General features: G+C 67.5%; 7 protein-coding genes. 2 read left to right on the top strand and 5 right to left on the bottom strand.

Annotated features, from left to right (window positions below; translation table 11 throughout):
- Window positions 1-122: 122 nt before the first annotated feature.
- Complete coding sequence (locus AB1L88_RS02770; protein WP_367095102.1) at window positions 123-1,109, bottom strand: hypothetical protein; 987 nt, start codon at window positions 1,107-1,109, stop codon at window positions 123-125.
- 415 nt (window positions 1,110-1,524) lie between these two features.
- Complete coding sequence (gene rpoC, locus AB1L88_RS02765) at window positions 1,525-5,808, bottom strand: DNA-directed RNA polymerase subunit beta' (RefSeq protein WP_367095101.1); 4,284 nt, start codon at window positions 5,806-5,808, stop codon at window positions 1,525-1,527.
- Between the two features lie 1,056 nt (window positions 5,809-6,864).
- Here rpoC and AB1L88_RS02760 point away from each other — a divergent pair.
- On the top strand, window positions 6,865-7,800 hold the full coding sequence (locus tag AB1L88_RS02760; RefSeq protein ID WP_367095100.1) for a polysaccharide pyruvyl transferase family protein: 936 nt from the start codon (window positions 6,865-6,867) through the stop codon (window positions 7,798-7,800).
- Window positions 7,801-7,994: 194 nt separating this feature from the next.
- Here AB1L88_RS02760 and AB1L88_RS02755 read toward each other — a convergent pair whose 3' ends face one another.
- Window positions 7,995-8,750, bottom strand: a complete 756-nt coding sequence (locus AB1L88_RS02755; protein ID WP_367095099.1) for a glycosyltransferase family 25 protein — start codon at window positions 8,748-8,750, stop codon at window positions 7,995-7,997.
- Window positions 8,751-9,290: 540 nt separating this feature from the next.
- Between AB1L88_RS02755 and AB1L88_RS02750 the strand changes: the two genes are divergently transcribed.
- Window positions 9,291-10,052, top strand: a complete 762-nt coding sequence (locus tag AB1L88_RS02750) for a hypothetical protein (protein ID WP_367095098.1) — start codon at window positions 9,291-9,293, stop codon at window positions 10,050-10,052.
- 365 nt (window positions 10,053-10,417) lie between these two features.
- Here the strand turns inward: AB1L88_RS02750 and AB1L88_RS02745 are convergent, their stop codons facing one another.
- Window positions 10,418-11,920 carry a HEAT repeat domain-containing protein gene (locus AB1L88_RS02745; protein ID WP_367095097.1) on the bottom strand — a complete coding sequence of 501 codons (1,503 nt, stop codon included), beginning with the start codon at window positions 11,918-11,920 and terminating at the stop codon, window positions 10,418-10,420.
- 89 nt (window positions 11,921-12,009) lie between these two features.
- Complete coding sequence (gene rpoB, locus AB1L88_RS02740) at window positions 12,010-15,714, bottom strand: DNA-directed RNA polymerase subunit beta (protein WP_367095096.1); 3,705 nt, start codon at window positions 15,712-15,714, stop codon at window positions 12,010-12,012.
- Window positions 15,715-16,130 lie beyond the last annotated feature (416 nt).

Raw genomic sequence — 16,130 nt, 5'->3', positions numbered from 1 at the left:
TCACCAAGGCGCGATCCCAGGCCGGGCCGAAACGGCGGACGCTGGGAGGCTGAGCCCGACGGTGAGCGAGGGAGGGAAGGCCCAAACCAATGGGTCTTCCCTACCCCTATCCCTGGAACCTTTCACCCATGTTGAGGGTAGGTCGACGGCAGGACCCCGCTCGGTCGTTCGAGGGCGGATCGTTGGTCGACCAGCCGCAGGATCAGGAGGCTGAGCGCCATCGCGACGAGCCAGGCCGTCAGTTCGAAGAGTTCAGGCCCGGCGAGGTCCAGGAGCTTCGTGAGGATGGGATGAGGCGCCATCAGCGTTGAGGTTCGAGCCCGGGACGGATTGGGGAGGATGACGGAGATGGCCTGGCAGGTCCACGCCAGGGCGAGCAGCAGCCAGGAGAGCATCGCGGCCCATTCGGTGATTCGATGCCCCGGTCGAGCCGGTCGAGGCCGGGCGAAGTCCCGGATCGCCGAGACAACGGCGAGGGCATAGAGTTGCCCGACTGCCAGTCGGTCGAGGTGGAATCGGGCGGTCCAATCCCCGACCGTCCATCGGGCCCAGTCAGCAACGGCCGGCAAGGGTCCCCAGAGGACCGCCGCGAAGAGCACCGCGACCAGCGGCGCTCGCAGATGCGATCGCCCGCGGCCCTCGGCCCGTTGCAGGGCGATCAGGCATGTCAGGGTGACCACCATGCCTACCGTCGCGGACGAGAAGGCGGGGAGAATCACTCCGGCCATCTCGACCCAGCCTCCCGTCACCCGGACCATGGCCCGGCCGGCCGCGTCGCCGGCCCTGGCGTTGGCCTCGACTCCGGCGAAAACCGCCAGAGCCACCGCAAGCCACTCCACCCGGCTCGGGGGCGCTCCGCCTCGCAGGCCCCTCCCGATCACCACCAATCCGGCCATCGCTCCGACGAGTGCGAGTCGTTCGGCCCGGTACGATGCCCACATGAGGAAGTGCGACCATTGGACCGTCCAGGGGGAGCCGGGGAGGCCCGAGGGACCGGTCAGGGGAAGCTGGACCGTCAGGATCGCTGCGGCGAACAGGACCGCTCCCATGACTTCCGCAATGGAGAATCGGAACGAATGCAAGCGACCTGGCCGATCAGAGCCTGCCATCTGGACCGACCTCCTTCGATCGAAAGGGAGCGCCCTCGGGACCGCTCAGACGGGGCCTTCGTCGGGATGGTCAGTCTCTCACATGCTCGCCCACCAATCAACCGCCGAAGGAGCCCCGGCGATGACGACCGTGGGGGAGCCTCCTCGTGCCCGTCGTCGACCGGCAGGGCGAGCAGTTCTGCCACGGCAACGCGGAAGCCGGGCAGGATGAGCCCTTCGGCGGTTTGGGTGTCCGAGTTTTGTAGGGTGCGTCCCCGAGACGCACCGTCTTCGGTCCAAGGCGGTTGGTGCGTCCTGGGGGACGCACCCGACACGATCCCGAAGGCAGACGGAACGGAAACAGCCCGCCCGGCTCATCGGGGGGATGAGCAGGGCGGGCCGTGGGGTGGTCAAGGGGGCCGGGATCGGCCGGGGGTTAGTCGGCCGAGGGGGCGGGGGCCTCGTCGCGGTAGCGGGCGTAGGAGGGGCCCTTCTCGGCGAGGGCTTCGAGGGCCTCGGGGCGGATGCGGACCTCGGCCTCCTGGTGGGCCTTGAAGCCGGTGCCGGCGGGGACGAGGTGGCCGAGGATGACGTTCTCCTTCAGGCCGACGAGGTAGTCGACCTTGCCGGCCAGGGCGGCCTCGGTGAGGACCTTGGTCGTCTCCTGGAAGCTGGCGGCGGAGATGAAGCTCTCGGACTGCACGGCGGCCTTGGTGATGCCGAGCAGCTGGGTGCTGGCGGCGGCGGGCTTGGGGCGGACCCACTCGGCCTTGGCGCCGCCGTTCTCCTCGACGCGGTTGTTCTCGGCCTCGAAGGTGTCGCGGGGGACGATGTCGCCGGTGCGGAAGTCGGTGTCGCCGGGGTCCTTGACCTTGACGCAGCCGAGCATCTCCTGGTTGGTCCGGCGGAACTCGAACTTGTCGACGATCGAGCCGGGCAGCAGGTTCGTGTCGCCGACGGACTCGATCTTCACCTTGCGGAGCATCTGGGAGACGGTGATCTCCAGGTGCTTGTCGTCGATCTCGACGCGCTGGGCCCGGTAGACGTTCTGGATCTCGCGGAGCAGGTAGCGCTGGACGGCTTCCTCGCCGGAGATCCGGAGGATGTCGTGCGGGACGAGCGGGCCCTCGACGAGCGGCTCGCCGGCCCGGACGCGGCTGCCGGTGTGGACCTTCATGTACTTGCCGTGGGGCACCTGGTGCTCGCGCTCGACGCCCGACTCGTTGCGGACGATGATGACGCGCTTGCCCCGGCGCTTCTCCTCGAGGATCTCGACCTTGCCGTCGACCTCGGCGATGACGGCCGGCTCCTTCGGGCGACGGGCCTCGAAGAGCTCGGTGATCCGGGGGAGGCCGCCGGTGATGTCCATCGTCCGGCGGGCCTCGCGGGGGGTCTTGGCCAGGACGGTGCCGGCCTTGATGAGCTGGCCTTCCTGGACCTCGATGCCGGCCCGCTCGGGGATGTAGTAGAAGTCGAGGATCTTGCCCTCGCCGTCCTCGAGGATGATCTGCGGGTGCAGGTCGCCCTTGTGCTCCATGATGGCCGATCGGTTGTGGCCGGTGCGGGGGTCCTGCTCGATGCGGAGGGTCTCGCCCTCGATGATGTCCTCGAAGCGGACCTTGCCGCCGACCTCGGCGAGGATGGGGATGTTGTGCGGGTCCCACTCGCAGAGGGTCGAGCCCCGGGTCACTTCCTGGCCGTCCTGGACCTTCATGATCGAGCCGTCGGGCACGTCGTACTTCTCGAGCTCGCGGCCCTTGACGTCGAGGATCTGGATCTCGCCGTTGCGGGCCAGGGCGATCTGGTCCCCCTCGTCGTTGATGACGACGTTGATGCCGACGAGCTTGATGATGCCGTCGCGCTTGGCCTTGAGCTCCTTCTCCTCGATGCCGGTGGTGGCGGTCCCGCCGATGTGGAAGGTCCGCATGGTGAGCTGGGTGCCCGGCTCGCCGATCGACTGGGCGGCGATGATGCCGACGGCCATCCCCTGCTCGACCAGGCGGCCGGTGGCCAGGTCCATGCCGTAGCAGTTCTGGCAGACGCCGAGCGGGGCCTCGCAGGTGAGGGGCGATCGGACCTGGATCTTCTCGACCTGCATCTCCTCGAGCTTCTTGGCCGCCGCGACGGTGATCATCTCGTTCTCGCGGACGACCACCTCGTCGGTGATCGGGTTGACGATGTTGACCCGGCTGACGCGGCCGCGGACCATCTGGGAGATGGCGACCTCGACCTTCTCGGAGCTCCCCTTGTAGACGGTCCCCTTGGTGATCCCCTGGGTCGTGCCGCAGTCTCGCATGGTGATGACGACGTTCTGGGCGACGTCGGCGAGCTTGCGGGTCAGGTAGCCCGAGTCGGCCGTCTTCAAGGCCGTGTCGGCCAGGCCCTTCCGGGCACCGTGGGTGGAGGAGAAGTACTCCAGCACCGACAAGCCCTCGCGGAAGTTGGCCTTGATCGGCGTCTCGATGATCTTGCCGGAGGGCTTGGCCATGAGGCCTCGCATGCCGGCGAGCTGGCGGATCTGCTCGACGCCGCCGCGGGCGCCGGAGTCGGCCATCAGGTAGATCGGGTTGAGGTAGACCTCGCCGCCGCGGACGTCGCTCTTGAGGTCGGCCATCATCTGCTGGGTGATGAGCTCTCGGGCGTGGGTCCAGGCGTCGAGCACCTTGTTGTAGCGCTCGAGCTCGGTGATGATGCCGCGCTGGTAGAGCTTGTTGTTCTTGACGACTTCCTTCTCGGCGTCGTCGAGGATCTTCTGCTTGTTGTCGGGGGTCTTCAGGTCGTCGGTGGCGAAGGAGAGGCCCGAGCGGGTCGACTCGCGGAAGCCGATGTCCTTCATGTTGTCGAGCAGGTGGATCGTCTCGCGGCGGCCGAGCAGCAGGTAGCAGTCGGCGATGATCATCTGGAGCTGCTTCTGCCCGAGTGCCATGTTGTAGTAGGGCATCCGGGGCGGGAGCATGTCGTTGAAGATCACGCGGCCGACGGTGGTGTTGATCACCATGCCGGGGGTGAACTCTTTTTCGCCGTCGCCGCGGAGCGACTTGTGCGCCGGCAGGCGGAGCTTGATCATGGCGTGCTTTCCGACCTTCTTCTGGCTGAAGGCCTGGAAGACTTCCATGGGGGAGGCGAAGACGCCGAACTCGCGGCCGTCTTCCTTGCGGTACTCGCCGAACTCGCCGGGGCGCTGGACGGTGAGGTAGTAGCAGCCCATGACGATGTCTTGCGACGGGCTGATGATCGGGCTGCCGTTGGCCGGGCTGAAGATGTTGTTGGTGGACATCATCAGGGTCATGGCCTCGACCTGCGCCTCGATCGAGAGGGGCAGGTGGACGGCCATCTGGTCGCCGTCGAAGTCGGCGTTGAAGCCGCGGCAGACGAGCGGGTGGATGCGGATGGCGTTGCCTTCGACGAGGACCGGCTCGAAGGCCTGGATGCCCATGCGGTGCAAGGTCGGGGCGCGATTGAGCAGGACCGGGTGGTTCTGGATCACCTCTTCGAGGATGTCCCAGACCTCTTCGGTCCGCCGTTCGAGCATCTTCTTGGCAGACTTGATGGTGTCGGCGTGGCCGAGCTCCTTGAGCCGCCGGATGATGAACGGCTGGAACAGCTCCAGGGCGATCTTCTTCGGCAGGCCGCACTGGTGCAGCTTCAGCTCGGGGCCGACGACGATGACCGATCGGGCCGAGTAGTCGACGCGCTTGCCGAGCAGGTTCTCGCGGAAGCGCCCCTGCTTGCCCTTGATCATGTCGGTGAGCGACTTGAGCGGTCGGTTCGACGAGCCGAGCACCGGGCGCTTGCAGCGGTTGTTGTCGAAGAGGGCGTCGACGGCCTGCTGGAGCATCCGCTTCTCGTTGCGGATGATGACCTCGGGGGCGTTGAGGTCGACCAGCTTCTTGAGCCGGTTGTTGCGGTTGATGATCCGGCGGTAGAGGTCGTTCAGGTCGCTCGTGGCGAAGTTGCCGCTGTCGAGCAGGACGAGCGGGCGCAGGTCGGGCGGGATGACGGGGATGGCCTCGAGGACCATCCACTCGGCCCGATTGTCGGAGTCTCGGAGGCTCTCGACGACCTTCAGGCGCTTGGTGATGTCCTTGATCTTCTGGCGGCTGTTGGTCTCGGTCAGCTCCTGGCGGAGCTGCTTGGAGAGTTCGACGAGGTCGAGCCGCAGGAGGAGCTTGCGGATGGCCTCGGCCCCCATGTCGGCCTCGAAGGTGTCGCCGTAGTCGGCGCGATACTTCCGGAACTCTTCCTCGGTCAGGAGCTGGCGCTCCTTCAGGGGGGTGTCGCCGGGGTCGACGACGACGTAGTCCTGGAAGTAGATGATGCGTTCGAGGCTGGTGGTCCGCATGTCAAGGAGCGTGCCCAGGCGGCTGGGCATGGCCTTGAAGAACCAGATGTGGACGACCGGCGCGGCCAGCTCGATGTGCCCCATGCGCTTGCGGCGGACGCGGGAGTGGGTGACCTTCACGCCGCAGCGGTCGCAGATCATCCCCTTGTACTTCATGCCCCGGTACTTGCCGCAGGCGCATTCCCAGTCCTTCTCGGGGCCGAAGATGCGCTCGCAGAAGAGGCCGTCTTTCTCGGGGCGGTAGGTCCGGTAGTTGATCGTCTCGGGCTTCTTGACCTCGCCGAACGACCAGCTCCGGATGTCGTAGGGGGAGGCGAGGCCAATCTTGACGGCCCCGTAGTCGTTGATACGATCGTAGGCACTCTCGCCCATGCTCACGGGAATCGCTCCTCTGCACGCCTGGCGGGTGCAATCGCGGGTGGGGTGTCACGCTGCGATCCGGGGGGGACGGGGACGTCGGTCGCCTTCGGTTCGCGGCTCGCCGGGTTGCGAGGCAGCCGAGCGGCCATCGGCAGGCGGTTGGCCGGCCGATGCCTCGAAGCGGGCCGAGGGTGGTGGCGTCACGTTTCCCGGTCGCGGTCGATCAGGTCAAGTTCGGGTCTGGTCGGTTCGGTTCGGGTCGGGTCAGTTCGGATCAAGGACAAGGACAACACGAGGCTCTGGCCGAAGGGCCGGCGGGAGGGTGGACGATTCCGCCGCCGACACGAGGGGGCTTCGGCAAGGGAGCCCGGGCAGCGGGGCGGCACCATCGAGAGGCCGGCCGTGGAGGGTGATTCGATTCGATCCGGGGTCTGGGTCCGATCGGGTCATCAGGGGCGAGGCGGTCCGTTCCCGAGTCGGGTCCTGGGCCATGGGGATGCCCCGGGGGCGTTCCCGGCTCGCGTTGTGTGTGATGGAGGGGCCATCGGGCACGCTCGCGAACGACAACCAGGCCGTCATCCCGATCTCTGGTCGAGGCCAAAGACGCGGGCGCGGCCTTCAGGGCGATGCCGACCGCCGGGCGGGCCTGGCATCCGGGCCGGGCGGGGAGACTCATCTGGGGCGGTTTGGGTCATCGGCGGCGGATTGTGGTGGCGTTGCTGCATCGGCGCGCAAGGGGCCGAGGCTCGTCGTCGGGCGACGTCCTCGGCACAATCGAGCGGAAATCGTCTGGGCACTGGCGGCTCCGGCGGTCCTGCCCTTGGAGTCGGCATTCGGGTATTCTAGTCCAGGTCTCCAGGAATTCCAAGCGAAATTCTCTTGACAGCTTCGATTTCCTGGACGAGGGGGCTTGGGGGGCGAGGTTCGCCCCCATTCTGCCCGGGGCGGGTTGACGAGAGGGGACACGCGAGGGGCCTCGCGGCCAGGAGGATTGCGGCCGGTTTCGCCCGTGGCATACGATTGGAGTCTTGCCCGGTCGTAAACGAACGACGAGACGCCCCAGGATGACCAGTCATGCCGACCTCTGCTCCCGCCCCGACCGATGTTCGAGACACGTTGAGGGAGCTGCGCGGGGCGGACTTCGCGTATTTCATGGGGACGGGCAATGCCGGCGATGCCCTGATCAACGTGGCGGCCATGCAGCTCTTCTCGACGCTCGGGCTGAGGCCCAGGTTCCTGAATTACCGGTCGGCCGGCGTCCCCGAGGGGGGAGTCCTCGTCTGCAGTGGCGGCGGCAATTTCGTCTCCATGTACCACAACCTGGCGAATTTCGTCCGGAAGCATCATCGGTCGGCGAAGCGGCTGATCGTCCTGCCCCACAGTTACAGCGGCCACGAGGCGTTGTTGCGGGAGCTGGGGCCGAATGTCCTGCTCATGTGCCGGGAGCCGAGGTCGTTCGACTATCTCAACGGGCTCGGGCTGCGGGCCGAGGTCGAGCTGTCGGAAGACGTGGCGCTGAACCTCGACCCGGCGACGGTCTTGCGAGGCCAGCCGCTGGCCCCCGAGGATCGGGGATCGGTCTGGCGCCGGGAAGCCTGGCGAGACCGCCTCAAATACGCGGTCCGATCGGCGGCTTATCTGCGCACGAGCCCGCGAGACCCGGAGACCGGGCGCCGATCGTTGCTGGCCTATCGGGACGACGCCGAGCGGACCGAAGCCCCCTTGCCGTCGAACAACTGCGACGCCTCGGTCGTCTTCTCGTCCCGGGACGGGTATTACCTGCCCGACTCGGCCTTGCGGTCGACGCGGGCCCTCCTCGGTTTTCTGAACCACTTCGACGACATCTTCACCAACCGGCTCCACGTGGCCATCGCCGCGCTGCTGCTCGGCAAGGACGTGCACATCGCCCCGAACAATTATCACAAGCTGGAATCGATCTACCGGTTCTCGCTGAAGCATCGGTTCCCGAAGGCGCACTGGGAGGCGGCCGATGACGCCCGTCCCGATTGAGGGGGCCGGGGCGAATCGGGAGGGCTCGCGTGCCCCGGGGGTGAGGTCCCCCGCGGCCATCGCCGCGGAGTGGTCGAACGTCTGACTCCGGCTCGCCTCGACTCGTGTCCCCCGGGGGCCGCGGGTCCGGGGGCGAAGCCGCGGCACCCGACGACGGGCGTCGCTGTGACGGGGGCGGCCGCCTCCGTCGCCCGCTAGACCGGCCCGTCTTCGCCGCGGTGACGACCGCCCTGGTAGGATCGCCGGACCGATCGGGCCATGTTGGCCAGGTCGCGGAGGACGGGGACCCGGTCGAAGAACTTGCCGGCGGCGATGTCGCTGCGCGAGTCGCGTTGCACCCCGAGTTCGGGAAGGGCGATCAGGGTGGTGACGTCGGGATTCTGCCTGCGGAAGGTGTTGAAGGCGCCATCGACGTGCATGGGGCCGCCTTCGGGGTGCCCGGGAGGGCGGTTCCGGATCTGGTCGAGGACCGCGACGAGGCGGCTGATGAGGGGGCCGTCGATCGCGTAGAAATGGGTCTGGTCGATGCGGCCCGCGTAGGGGACGAACGTCGCCCCCCGGGGCGGGCTCGCGCCGGGGGGGGGATCGAAGATCCGGTAACCCAGGTAGGCGAGGTCCCATGAGCACGCGCGGAGCGGGGCAATCGCGGCGTCCTGGTCGGCCAGAAGCCGGGGGGTGAAGGAGAGGTCGTCTTCGATGACCAGGAGGTTGGCGAGGCGGTCGTCTCGGGCCTGCGAGAGCAGCGTCTGGTGGCTGAGGAAGCAGCCGCGGGCCCCGATGCTGGGGAAGCCGGCGGCGGATTCGGGCCGGATGGCGTCGAAGAATTCGACCCGGCCCGGTTGGAGAGGGATTCCGGCGCGTTTGAGTTGCGCGCCCATGTCCCGTCGCCGGTCCGTGCGGGACGGGAGGCTGACGATGACGATTCGTTCAAACAGGTCGGCGAGAGACATGGGGGCGGTCCAGCTCCTTGAAGTTCGAGGCGGCGACGACCGGCATCGGGCGGTCGTGCCGAGGCTGTCCGGGTCGCTGCGTCTTCGCAAGTCCTCCGGGCAATTCTAGGCCACGGGCCTGCAGTCGGATCGCCCAGGGAGGGCTCGGCTCCCGGACGCGAAGCGCCGCGCCTGGCAGCGATCCGGCGCCGGGAGGTGCCGGCTCCCGGGCGCGGAGCGGTCCGGGATCGCCGCGCCCCTTGGCCCGAGACGACTCGGCTCGGGGGGCCGGGGCGTTCGAAACGCGATTGTGAAATTTTTTTGAAGATTGTTAAGATGGAATGAAGTCAAATGATGTCCTGAAGCCGATGGGTCTTCCCCGCGTGTCGGCTGTCCGATTCGTCGAAGTGTTCTTACGTGTTTTGATGGCCTGTGCGGCATGTTCGCGGCGATCGCTCGGGTTGAGAGGGGATTCGGCGGGGCCGTTGGTCCGGGCGCGGCCGATCGCCCGTGTGGGGCGCTCGGCACGATCAGTGTAGGAGTCGATCGGAGACGAAGGGAATGCTGCGGGAAATCGCTGTTGAGCCGTGGGTGGTGGTCAGGAGGGGTTCCTGGATCGGTACCGGGGGGCCGTTGCTCCTGGCAAGCGTGTATGGCCCGGCGCTGGTGGTGCTGGCGATGCTCGTGGCGTTCGTGGAGTTGGTCTGGGGGGGAGCTGGCTATGGGCTTCTCACGAGAGATCCGCTGTCGGTCGTGGCCGACCCGGCGTTGAGGCCGGACCCGGTCCGGTTTTACGTCGGCTTCCTCTCGAATCTCGGCGTGTTGCTCTGGGCCATCACGGCCGGGGGCACGCTGCTGGCCTTCGCGGTGCTCAGGGACGAGGGCGATGTCCGGCTGGCTCGCTTCTTCGGGTTCGCCGGGCTGTTCACCACCTTCCTGATGATCGACGACGTGTACATGCTGCACGAGATCAACGGGACGAACTCGGGAGGCCGTGTCAGGGAGATCCTCCAGCGTTTCCCGCCCAGTGCCGTGTTCAAGGCGGCGTATGCCGTGGGGATGGTGGTGCTGCTCTGGGGATGGCGGAAGGTGATTCTCGGGCAGACGCGTTGGAGCCTGTTGCTGGTCTCCCTGGGCATGTTCGCGCTGTCGATGGGGTGGGATGAGTTGGTCGACCAGAGATTGGCCCCCGGGACACTCCTGTCCGTGAAAATCACGGTGGATCGGTCGTTTTTCCTCGAAGACGCGACCAAGTTCCTCGGGATCGCCGGCTGGCTCGGCTACTTCGGCCTGAGTTCGTTCGAGGCGCTTCGAAGGCGTTGACACCGGCCGAGGCCCTCGAAAGGTGCCGCCTCATGCCGCGGCGATCGCGGCCCACCGGGCGGGACGGTCCGCGCCGCTCCAGGTGAAGTGAAGGAAGGGAGAGAGGGGGGCGTGTCCCGATCGGGGAACCGGGTTTCCCGGGCTCCCAGGGCCCAGAGCACCATCTCCGCCCAACCGGTGGCCGCCGAATCCGGCCTTACCGCCGAGCGGCAGCTGGGTGATGAGACTCCACTCGACGGCGAGGCCCGGCCGGAGCCTCCCCGTTGCGTCCCTCGGGGCTCCCCGCACGACGACGGCGACGCCGGTATGCCGGCCCGACCGGATCCCGAGGATCTCATGGCCGACCCGACCGAATCTCGGGGATCTCATCGCGGACCTCGCTGCCGTGGCCGATCCTGAGAATCCATGTCCCGATTCTTCCGCTTGATCTTTAGGAAGTCGAGGACCCGCTGGGCGTACTCTCGGACCTCGGGGTCGGCATCCTCCGTCGCGGCCTCCACCGCGTCAATCACCTCCGGAGACGGATTCTCGCTGAGGAACAGCCCCTGCAATGCCCCGCGTCGGACGTGAGGGCTTGGGTCCTTCAAAGCCTGATTCAACAGGGGGCCGACTCCTGGGTCACTCCTTCCGATCGATCCGAGGGTCTGCGCGACACATCCTTTGACTTGCCCGCTCGTCTCGTCCAGGAGTCGGATCAAGGGGGCCATGGTCTCGACATCCGAGACGAGGGCGTTATTGCCGATGAAGGTGCAGGCCGTGCAAGCGATCTCGGGCGGGGCGGAGCGGACCTGCTCGAAGAGCCTGGGCAGCAGGTCCGCGCCGAACATCGGCTCGCTGACCATGGAAGCCAGGGCCATCACGGCGAGGCCGGTCCTCTCATCCACTTCCCTCGCGTCATCGTAGCGATGGAAGAAACCGAGGATCGCCGGGAGTGAGTCGATCGCGTCCGGGCCGATGTGGGCGAGCCGGATCACGGCCGACCTGCCGGCTTCGAAATCATCCCCCGCGACGGCCGCCACCAGCTCGGGGACGAACCGCCTGGCCGGGGAGGGACGGGGCAAGGCCCCTTCGTCGATCCCGCGCAGGGCGATGTGGGCCGTGATGGCCGTGTCGGGGTCGGGGCTCCGGAGGTGCTCCAGCAACGCCGGGATGGCCGGCCGGGCCGGCCCGCCGATGAAGCCCAGGAGCCGAGCGGCGAGGGCCCGCGTGCGCGGCCGATCGGACTTCAGCACGTCGGTCAGGTCGTCGACCGCCGGCGCCGCCGCTTCGCCCAGGCCGGCGACGATCCTGGAGATCTGATACCAGTGACCGGAATCGAAGATGGCCTCGAGGCGGACGAACCGCACGAGCTGTGGCAGGACGGCCTGCGGCTTCTCGCCGACGTGTCGGAGGCCGTAAAGGGCCTTGCCCCAGACCTCCGGGTCCGGCTGCTCCAAGGCCTCCTCGAAGATCGCGACCGCGCGGCTCAACTCGGCATCCTGGGCCGCCTCATCGGGCGGCTGATGCCAGTGTTCGCTGTTCATCGCGACCACATTCGCCGCCACCAGGCGCACGCCGAAATCCGGATCTTCCATCGATCGGAGAAAGATCGGTCGGAGGCGGCGAATGTGATGATTGATCGCTCCCGAGAACGTCCCGAGGAGCCGACGGCGGCCCGCGGCGTCGGCCGCCTCGAGCATCGCGACCCACTCGTCAAGGGGGCGGGCCTGCAATCGCTCGCGTTCGGCGATCTGTTCCTGGATCTCCTGTTGCAGGCGTTCGGGCTCGCTGAATCCAGGACGTGAGGACTCGGACGGCGTCCGTCGTGTCTCCGGAGCATCGACGAAGACGCAGCAGAGAGAGGCCACGAGGACGCTCAGGTAAGCCATCGGGCTCATCTCCGGTGTGCGTGGGGAATGAGGGAAGAACACAACGGCGGCCCGGCCCTTTGGGGTCGGGCCGCCGGATCGCCTCCTGCTCAGATCCGCTTCTTCTCGAGCTGCATGTTCAGGCCGAGGCCGCGGATCTCGTTGGTGAGCACGTCGAAGCTGGCGGGGGTGCCGGCCTCGAGGGTGTTCTCGCCCTTGACCATCGACTCGTAGATCTTGGTCCGGCCCTCGACGTCGTCGGACTTGACGGTCAGAAGCTCCTGGAGGATGTAGGCGGCGCCGTAGGCTTCCAGGGCCCAGACTTCCATCTCGCCGAACCGCTGGCCGCCGAAGCGGGCCTTGCCGCCGAGCGGCTGCTGGGTGATGAGGCTGTAGGGTCCGGTGGCCCGGGCGTGGATCTTGTCGTCGACGAGGTGGTGGAGCTTGAGCATGTAGAGATAGCCGACGGTGACGCGCTGGTCGAAGGCGTCGCCCGTGCGGCCGTCGTAGAGGACGGCCTTGCCGTTCTCGGGCAGGCCGGCGTCGAGCAGGCACTGCCGGATCGTGGATTCGTCGGCTCCGTCGAAGACGGGGCAGACGGCCTGGAAGCCGAGCTTGCTGGCGGCCCAGCCGAGGTGGGTCTCCAGGATCTGGCCGACGTTCATGCGGCTGGGCACGCCGAGCGGGTTGAGCAGGATGTCGACCGCCGTGCCGTCGGCGAGGAAGGGCATGTCCTCGACCGGGAGGATCTTGGCGATGACGCCCTTGTTCCCGTGGCGGCCGGCCATCTTGTCGCCGACGGAGATGACCCGCTTGGTGGCGACGTAGACCTTGACCATCTGGAGGACGCCCGAGGGCAGCTCGTCGCCGCGCTTCATGCTGTTGAGCTTGCGCTCCTTCTCGTCGCGGAGGGCCTCGATCTTCGGCTGGTGGACGCGGAAGATCTTGCGGACCTCGCGGGCGACGTCGGGGCTGCGGAGGTCGAGCTTCTCGATGTTCAGCCGCTGGCTCTCCTCGTCGAGCTTGATCGGGTCCTTCTCGCGGCCGAGGGGCTTGCCGGTCTCGGGGTCGGGGATCGGGCCGCCGATGGCCTCTTCCATGGCCGAGATCATGGCCTTGTATTCGTCGGCGATCCGCTGGCCTTCGCCCGTCTCGACGTCCTTCAGCTCCTTCTCGAAGGCCTTGCGCTCGTCCTCGGAGAGGCTCATCCGGCGGCTGAACCGCTGGGTGCTGATGACGATCCCCTCGACGCCCGAGGGGACGTCGAGCGAGTCGTTCTTCACGTCCTCGCCGGCGCGGCCGAAGATGGCGTGGAGGAGCTTCTCCTCGGGGGTCAGCTCGCTCTTGGACTTCGGCGCGACCTTGCCGACGAGGATGTCGCCGGGCTTGACGTAGGTGCCGATCCGGACGATGCCGTTGTCGTCGAGGTTGCGCAGGGCCTTCTCGGAGACGTTCGGGATGTCCCGGGTGAACTCCTCGCGGCCGAGCTTCGTCTCGCGGATCTCGATCTCGAACTCCTCGATGTGGATCGACGTGTAGACGTCGTCCTTCACGAGGCGTTCGGAGATGATGATCGCGTCCTCGAAGTTGTAGCCGTCCCACGACATGAAGCCGACGAGGACGTTGCGGCCGAGGGCCAGCTCGCCGAGGTAGGTGGCGGCGCCGTCGGCCAGGACGGTGCCGGGCTTGACCTTCTGACCGACCTCGACGATCGGCTTCTGGTTCAGGCAGGTCCGCTCGTTCAGGCCGACGTACTTGCGGAGCTTGTAGACGTGGGTGTCGTCGATGACGACCTTGGTGGCGTCGACGAAGGTGACGGTCCCTTCCTGCTCGGCCTTGATGAGCATGCCGGAGTTCTGCGCGACGGCGTGTTCGAGGCCGGTGGCGACGATCGGCGGCTCGGAGACGAGCAAGGGGACGGCCTGCCGCTGCATGTTCGAGCCCATGAGGGCCCGGTTGGCGTCGTCGTGCTCGAGGAACGGGATGAGGCCGGCCGAGACGCCGACCATCTGCTTCGGGCTGATGTCGACGTACTGGACCGTCTCCGGCTTGACCACGACGAAGTCGCCCTGGAAGCGGGAGATGACGTTGCCTTCGAGGCGGCCGGCGTCGTCGGTGCCGGCGTCGGACGGGGCGATGTAGACCTCCGACTCCTCGTCGGCCCGCATCAGGACGACGTCCTTGGTCCGTCGCCCGTCGTCGATCTTCAGGTAGGGGCTGACGAGGAAGCCGTACTCGTCGACGCCGCCGAAGATGCCGAGCGAGCTGATCAGGCCGATGTTCGTGCCTTCGGGGGTCTCGATCGGGCAGATGCGGCCGTAGTGCGAGATGTGGACGTCGCGGACCTCGAAGCCGGCCCGCTTGCGGTTCAGGCCGCCGGGGCCGAGGGCCGAGAGGCGGCGTTCGTGGGTGAGCTGGGCCAGCGGGTTGGTCTGGTCGACGACCTGCGACAGCTCGCCGCGGCCGAAGAAGTACTCGATGGCGGCGCTGATCGACTTCGGGTTGATCAGGGAGCGAGGGGTCATGTCCTCGGCATCCTTGAGGTTCATGCGCTCCTGGACGGTGCGGCGGAGCTTGAGGAACCCCTTGCGAAGCTCGTCGGAGGCGAGCTCGTCGATGGTCCGGAGGCGGCGGTTGCCGAGGTGGTCGATGTCGTCGACGTGCCCCTTGCCGCGGCGGAGGTTGAGGATGTAGCGGATCGAGTTCAGGTAGTCGGTCGCGTCGAGGATCATCTGATCCTCGGGGACATCCTGATTGAACTTGCGGTTGATCCGGAAGCGGCCGACCTTGCCGAGGCGGTAGCGATTGGTGTCGAAGAACTTCTCGTTGAACAGCTCGCGGGCCTTCTCGAGCTGCGGCGGGTTGCCGGGCCGGAGCCGCTGATAGATGCGCAGGAGGGCCGACTCGTGGTCGGTCGTCGGGTCTTCCTGGAGCGACTGGAGGATGAGCGGGTCGCGGGCGTCCTTGAGGACCTCGATGTCGCCGAGCTCGTTGTCGACGAGGATCTGGGCGAGGGCCTTGGAGATGGTCGAGCCGCTGTCGGCCAGGACCTCGCCGGTGTTCGGGTCGACGACGTCGCCGCAGGCGATCCGGCCTTCGAGGCTCTGGGCGGCGACCTTGTCGGTCGTCGAGATCGTCTCGGACTCGTAGAAGGCCGAGAGGATGGCCTCGTCGGACGAGAAGCGGGGGTCCATGGCCCGCAGCAGGGTCATGGCCGAGAACTTCCCGGACTGGTCGATCCGGACGCCGAGGGTGTCCTTCTTGGTGACCTGGAGCTCGATCCAGCTGCCGCGCTCGGGGATGATCCGGCAGGCGTGCAGGCGCTTCTCGCTGGCCTCGATCTCGACGACGAAGTCGACGCCGGGGGAGCGGTGGAGCTGGCTGACGACGACGCGCTCGGCGCCGTTGATGATGAACTCGCCGCCGCCGATCATGATCGGCATGTCGCCGAGGTAGACCGACTCCTCGACGGCCGTCTCACCCTTGTTCAGGCGGAGCCAGACGTGAAGGGGGCGGCCGAAGGTCAGGCGGAGCTGCCGGCACTCGTCCGGGTCGTAGCGGGGCTTGCCGAGGTCGTAGCGGATGTATTCGAGCTTGAGCTGCTTGTCGTAGCTTTCGATGGGGAAGATTTCGCGGAAGACGCCTTCGAGGCCCGAGTCGGTTCGCTTGTCGGCGGCGGTGTCGGCCTGCAGGAAGCGGGCGTAGCTGACCGTCTGGATCTGGGTCAGATCGGGGATGGGGTATTCGTCCTCGATCCGGCCGAAGTTCTTGGGGGGCAGTGGGGTGATCCGCTGGGCACTGCTGGCGTAGGGCATCGGGTCGCGCTCCTCGAGGGGAGATGAAGGGCGGGCGCGGTCGCGGGCGACTCGGCGTCGGGTCGGCCGTTCCGGGCTCGGTCGGGGCCGCGGTCACGCTGGAGGCGTTGACGAGCTCGGCGGGCCTTGGGTCCGGGCCTTATGGTGGAGGCGGGGACGCGGGCGGTTGCGGCTCGGGAGATGGTCCTGGGGGAGTCGACATCCTGGCGGCTCCGGAGAAACGAGTTCCCGGCGCGCCGGCCGGCCCCGGTCGGTCGAATCGGCGCCCGGGGTTGCCGGGGGGCGTCGATCGGTCGGGCCGGGGCGGGTCAGGAGAGACAAGACGGTTGGATTCGGGGGTGGCTTGCCGATCGGGCCTCGAACGCAGGATTCGGGGCGTCGATCGGCCGCCGGGGTGACGAGCCGACGGTCGGCCC

The sequence above is a fragment of the Tautonia sp. JC769 genome (assembly GCF_040717455.1).
In the GTDB taxonomy this organism is placed as follows: Bacteria; Planctomycetota; Planctomycetia; order Isosphaerales; family Isosphaeraceae; genus Tautonia.
Note: the sequence above shows the minus strand (reverse complement) of the source record. Positions and strands in the feature narration are given on the sequence as shown.

What these genes read in the sequence shown, in the direction of transcription:
- AB1L88_RS02770 (WP_367095102.1), bottom strand. Translation starts at nt 1,109, where the DNA reads ATGGCAGGCTCTGATCGGCCAGGTCGCTTGCATTCGTTCCGATTCTCC.
- AB1L88_RS02760 (WP_367095100.1), top strand. Translation starts at nt 6,865, where the DNA reads ATGCCGACCTCTGCTCCCGCCCCGACCGATGTTCGAGACACGTTGAGG.
- AB1L88_RS02755 (WP_367095099.1), bottom strand. Translation starts at nt 8,750, where the DNA reads ATGTCTCTCGCCGACCTGTTTGAACGAATCGTCATCGTCAGCCTCCCG.
- AB1L88_RS02750 (WP_367095098.1), top strand. Translation starts at nt 9,291, where the DNA reads ATGCTGCGGGAAATCGCTGTTGAGCCGTGGGTGGTGGTCAGGAGGGGT.
- AB1L88_RS02745 (WP_367095097.1), bottom strand. Translation starts at nt 11,920, where the DNA reads ATGGCTTACCTGAGCGTCCTCGTGGCCTCTCTCTGCTGCGTCTTCGTC.
- rpoB (WP_367095096.1), bottom strand. Translation starts at nt 15,714, where the DNA reads ATGCCCTACGCCAGCAGTGCCCAGCGGATCACCCCACTGCCCCCCAAG.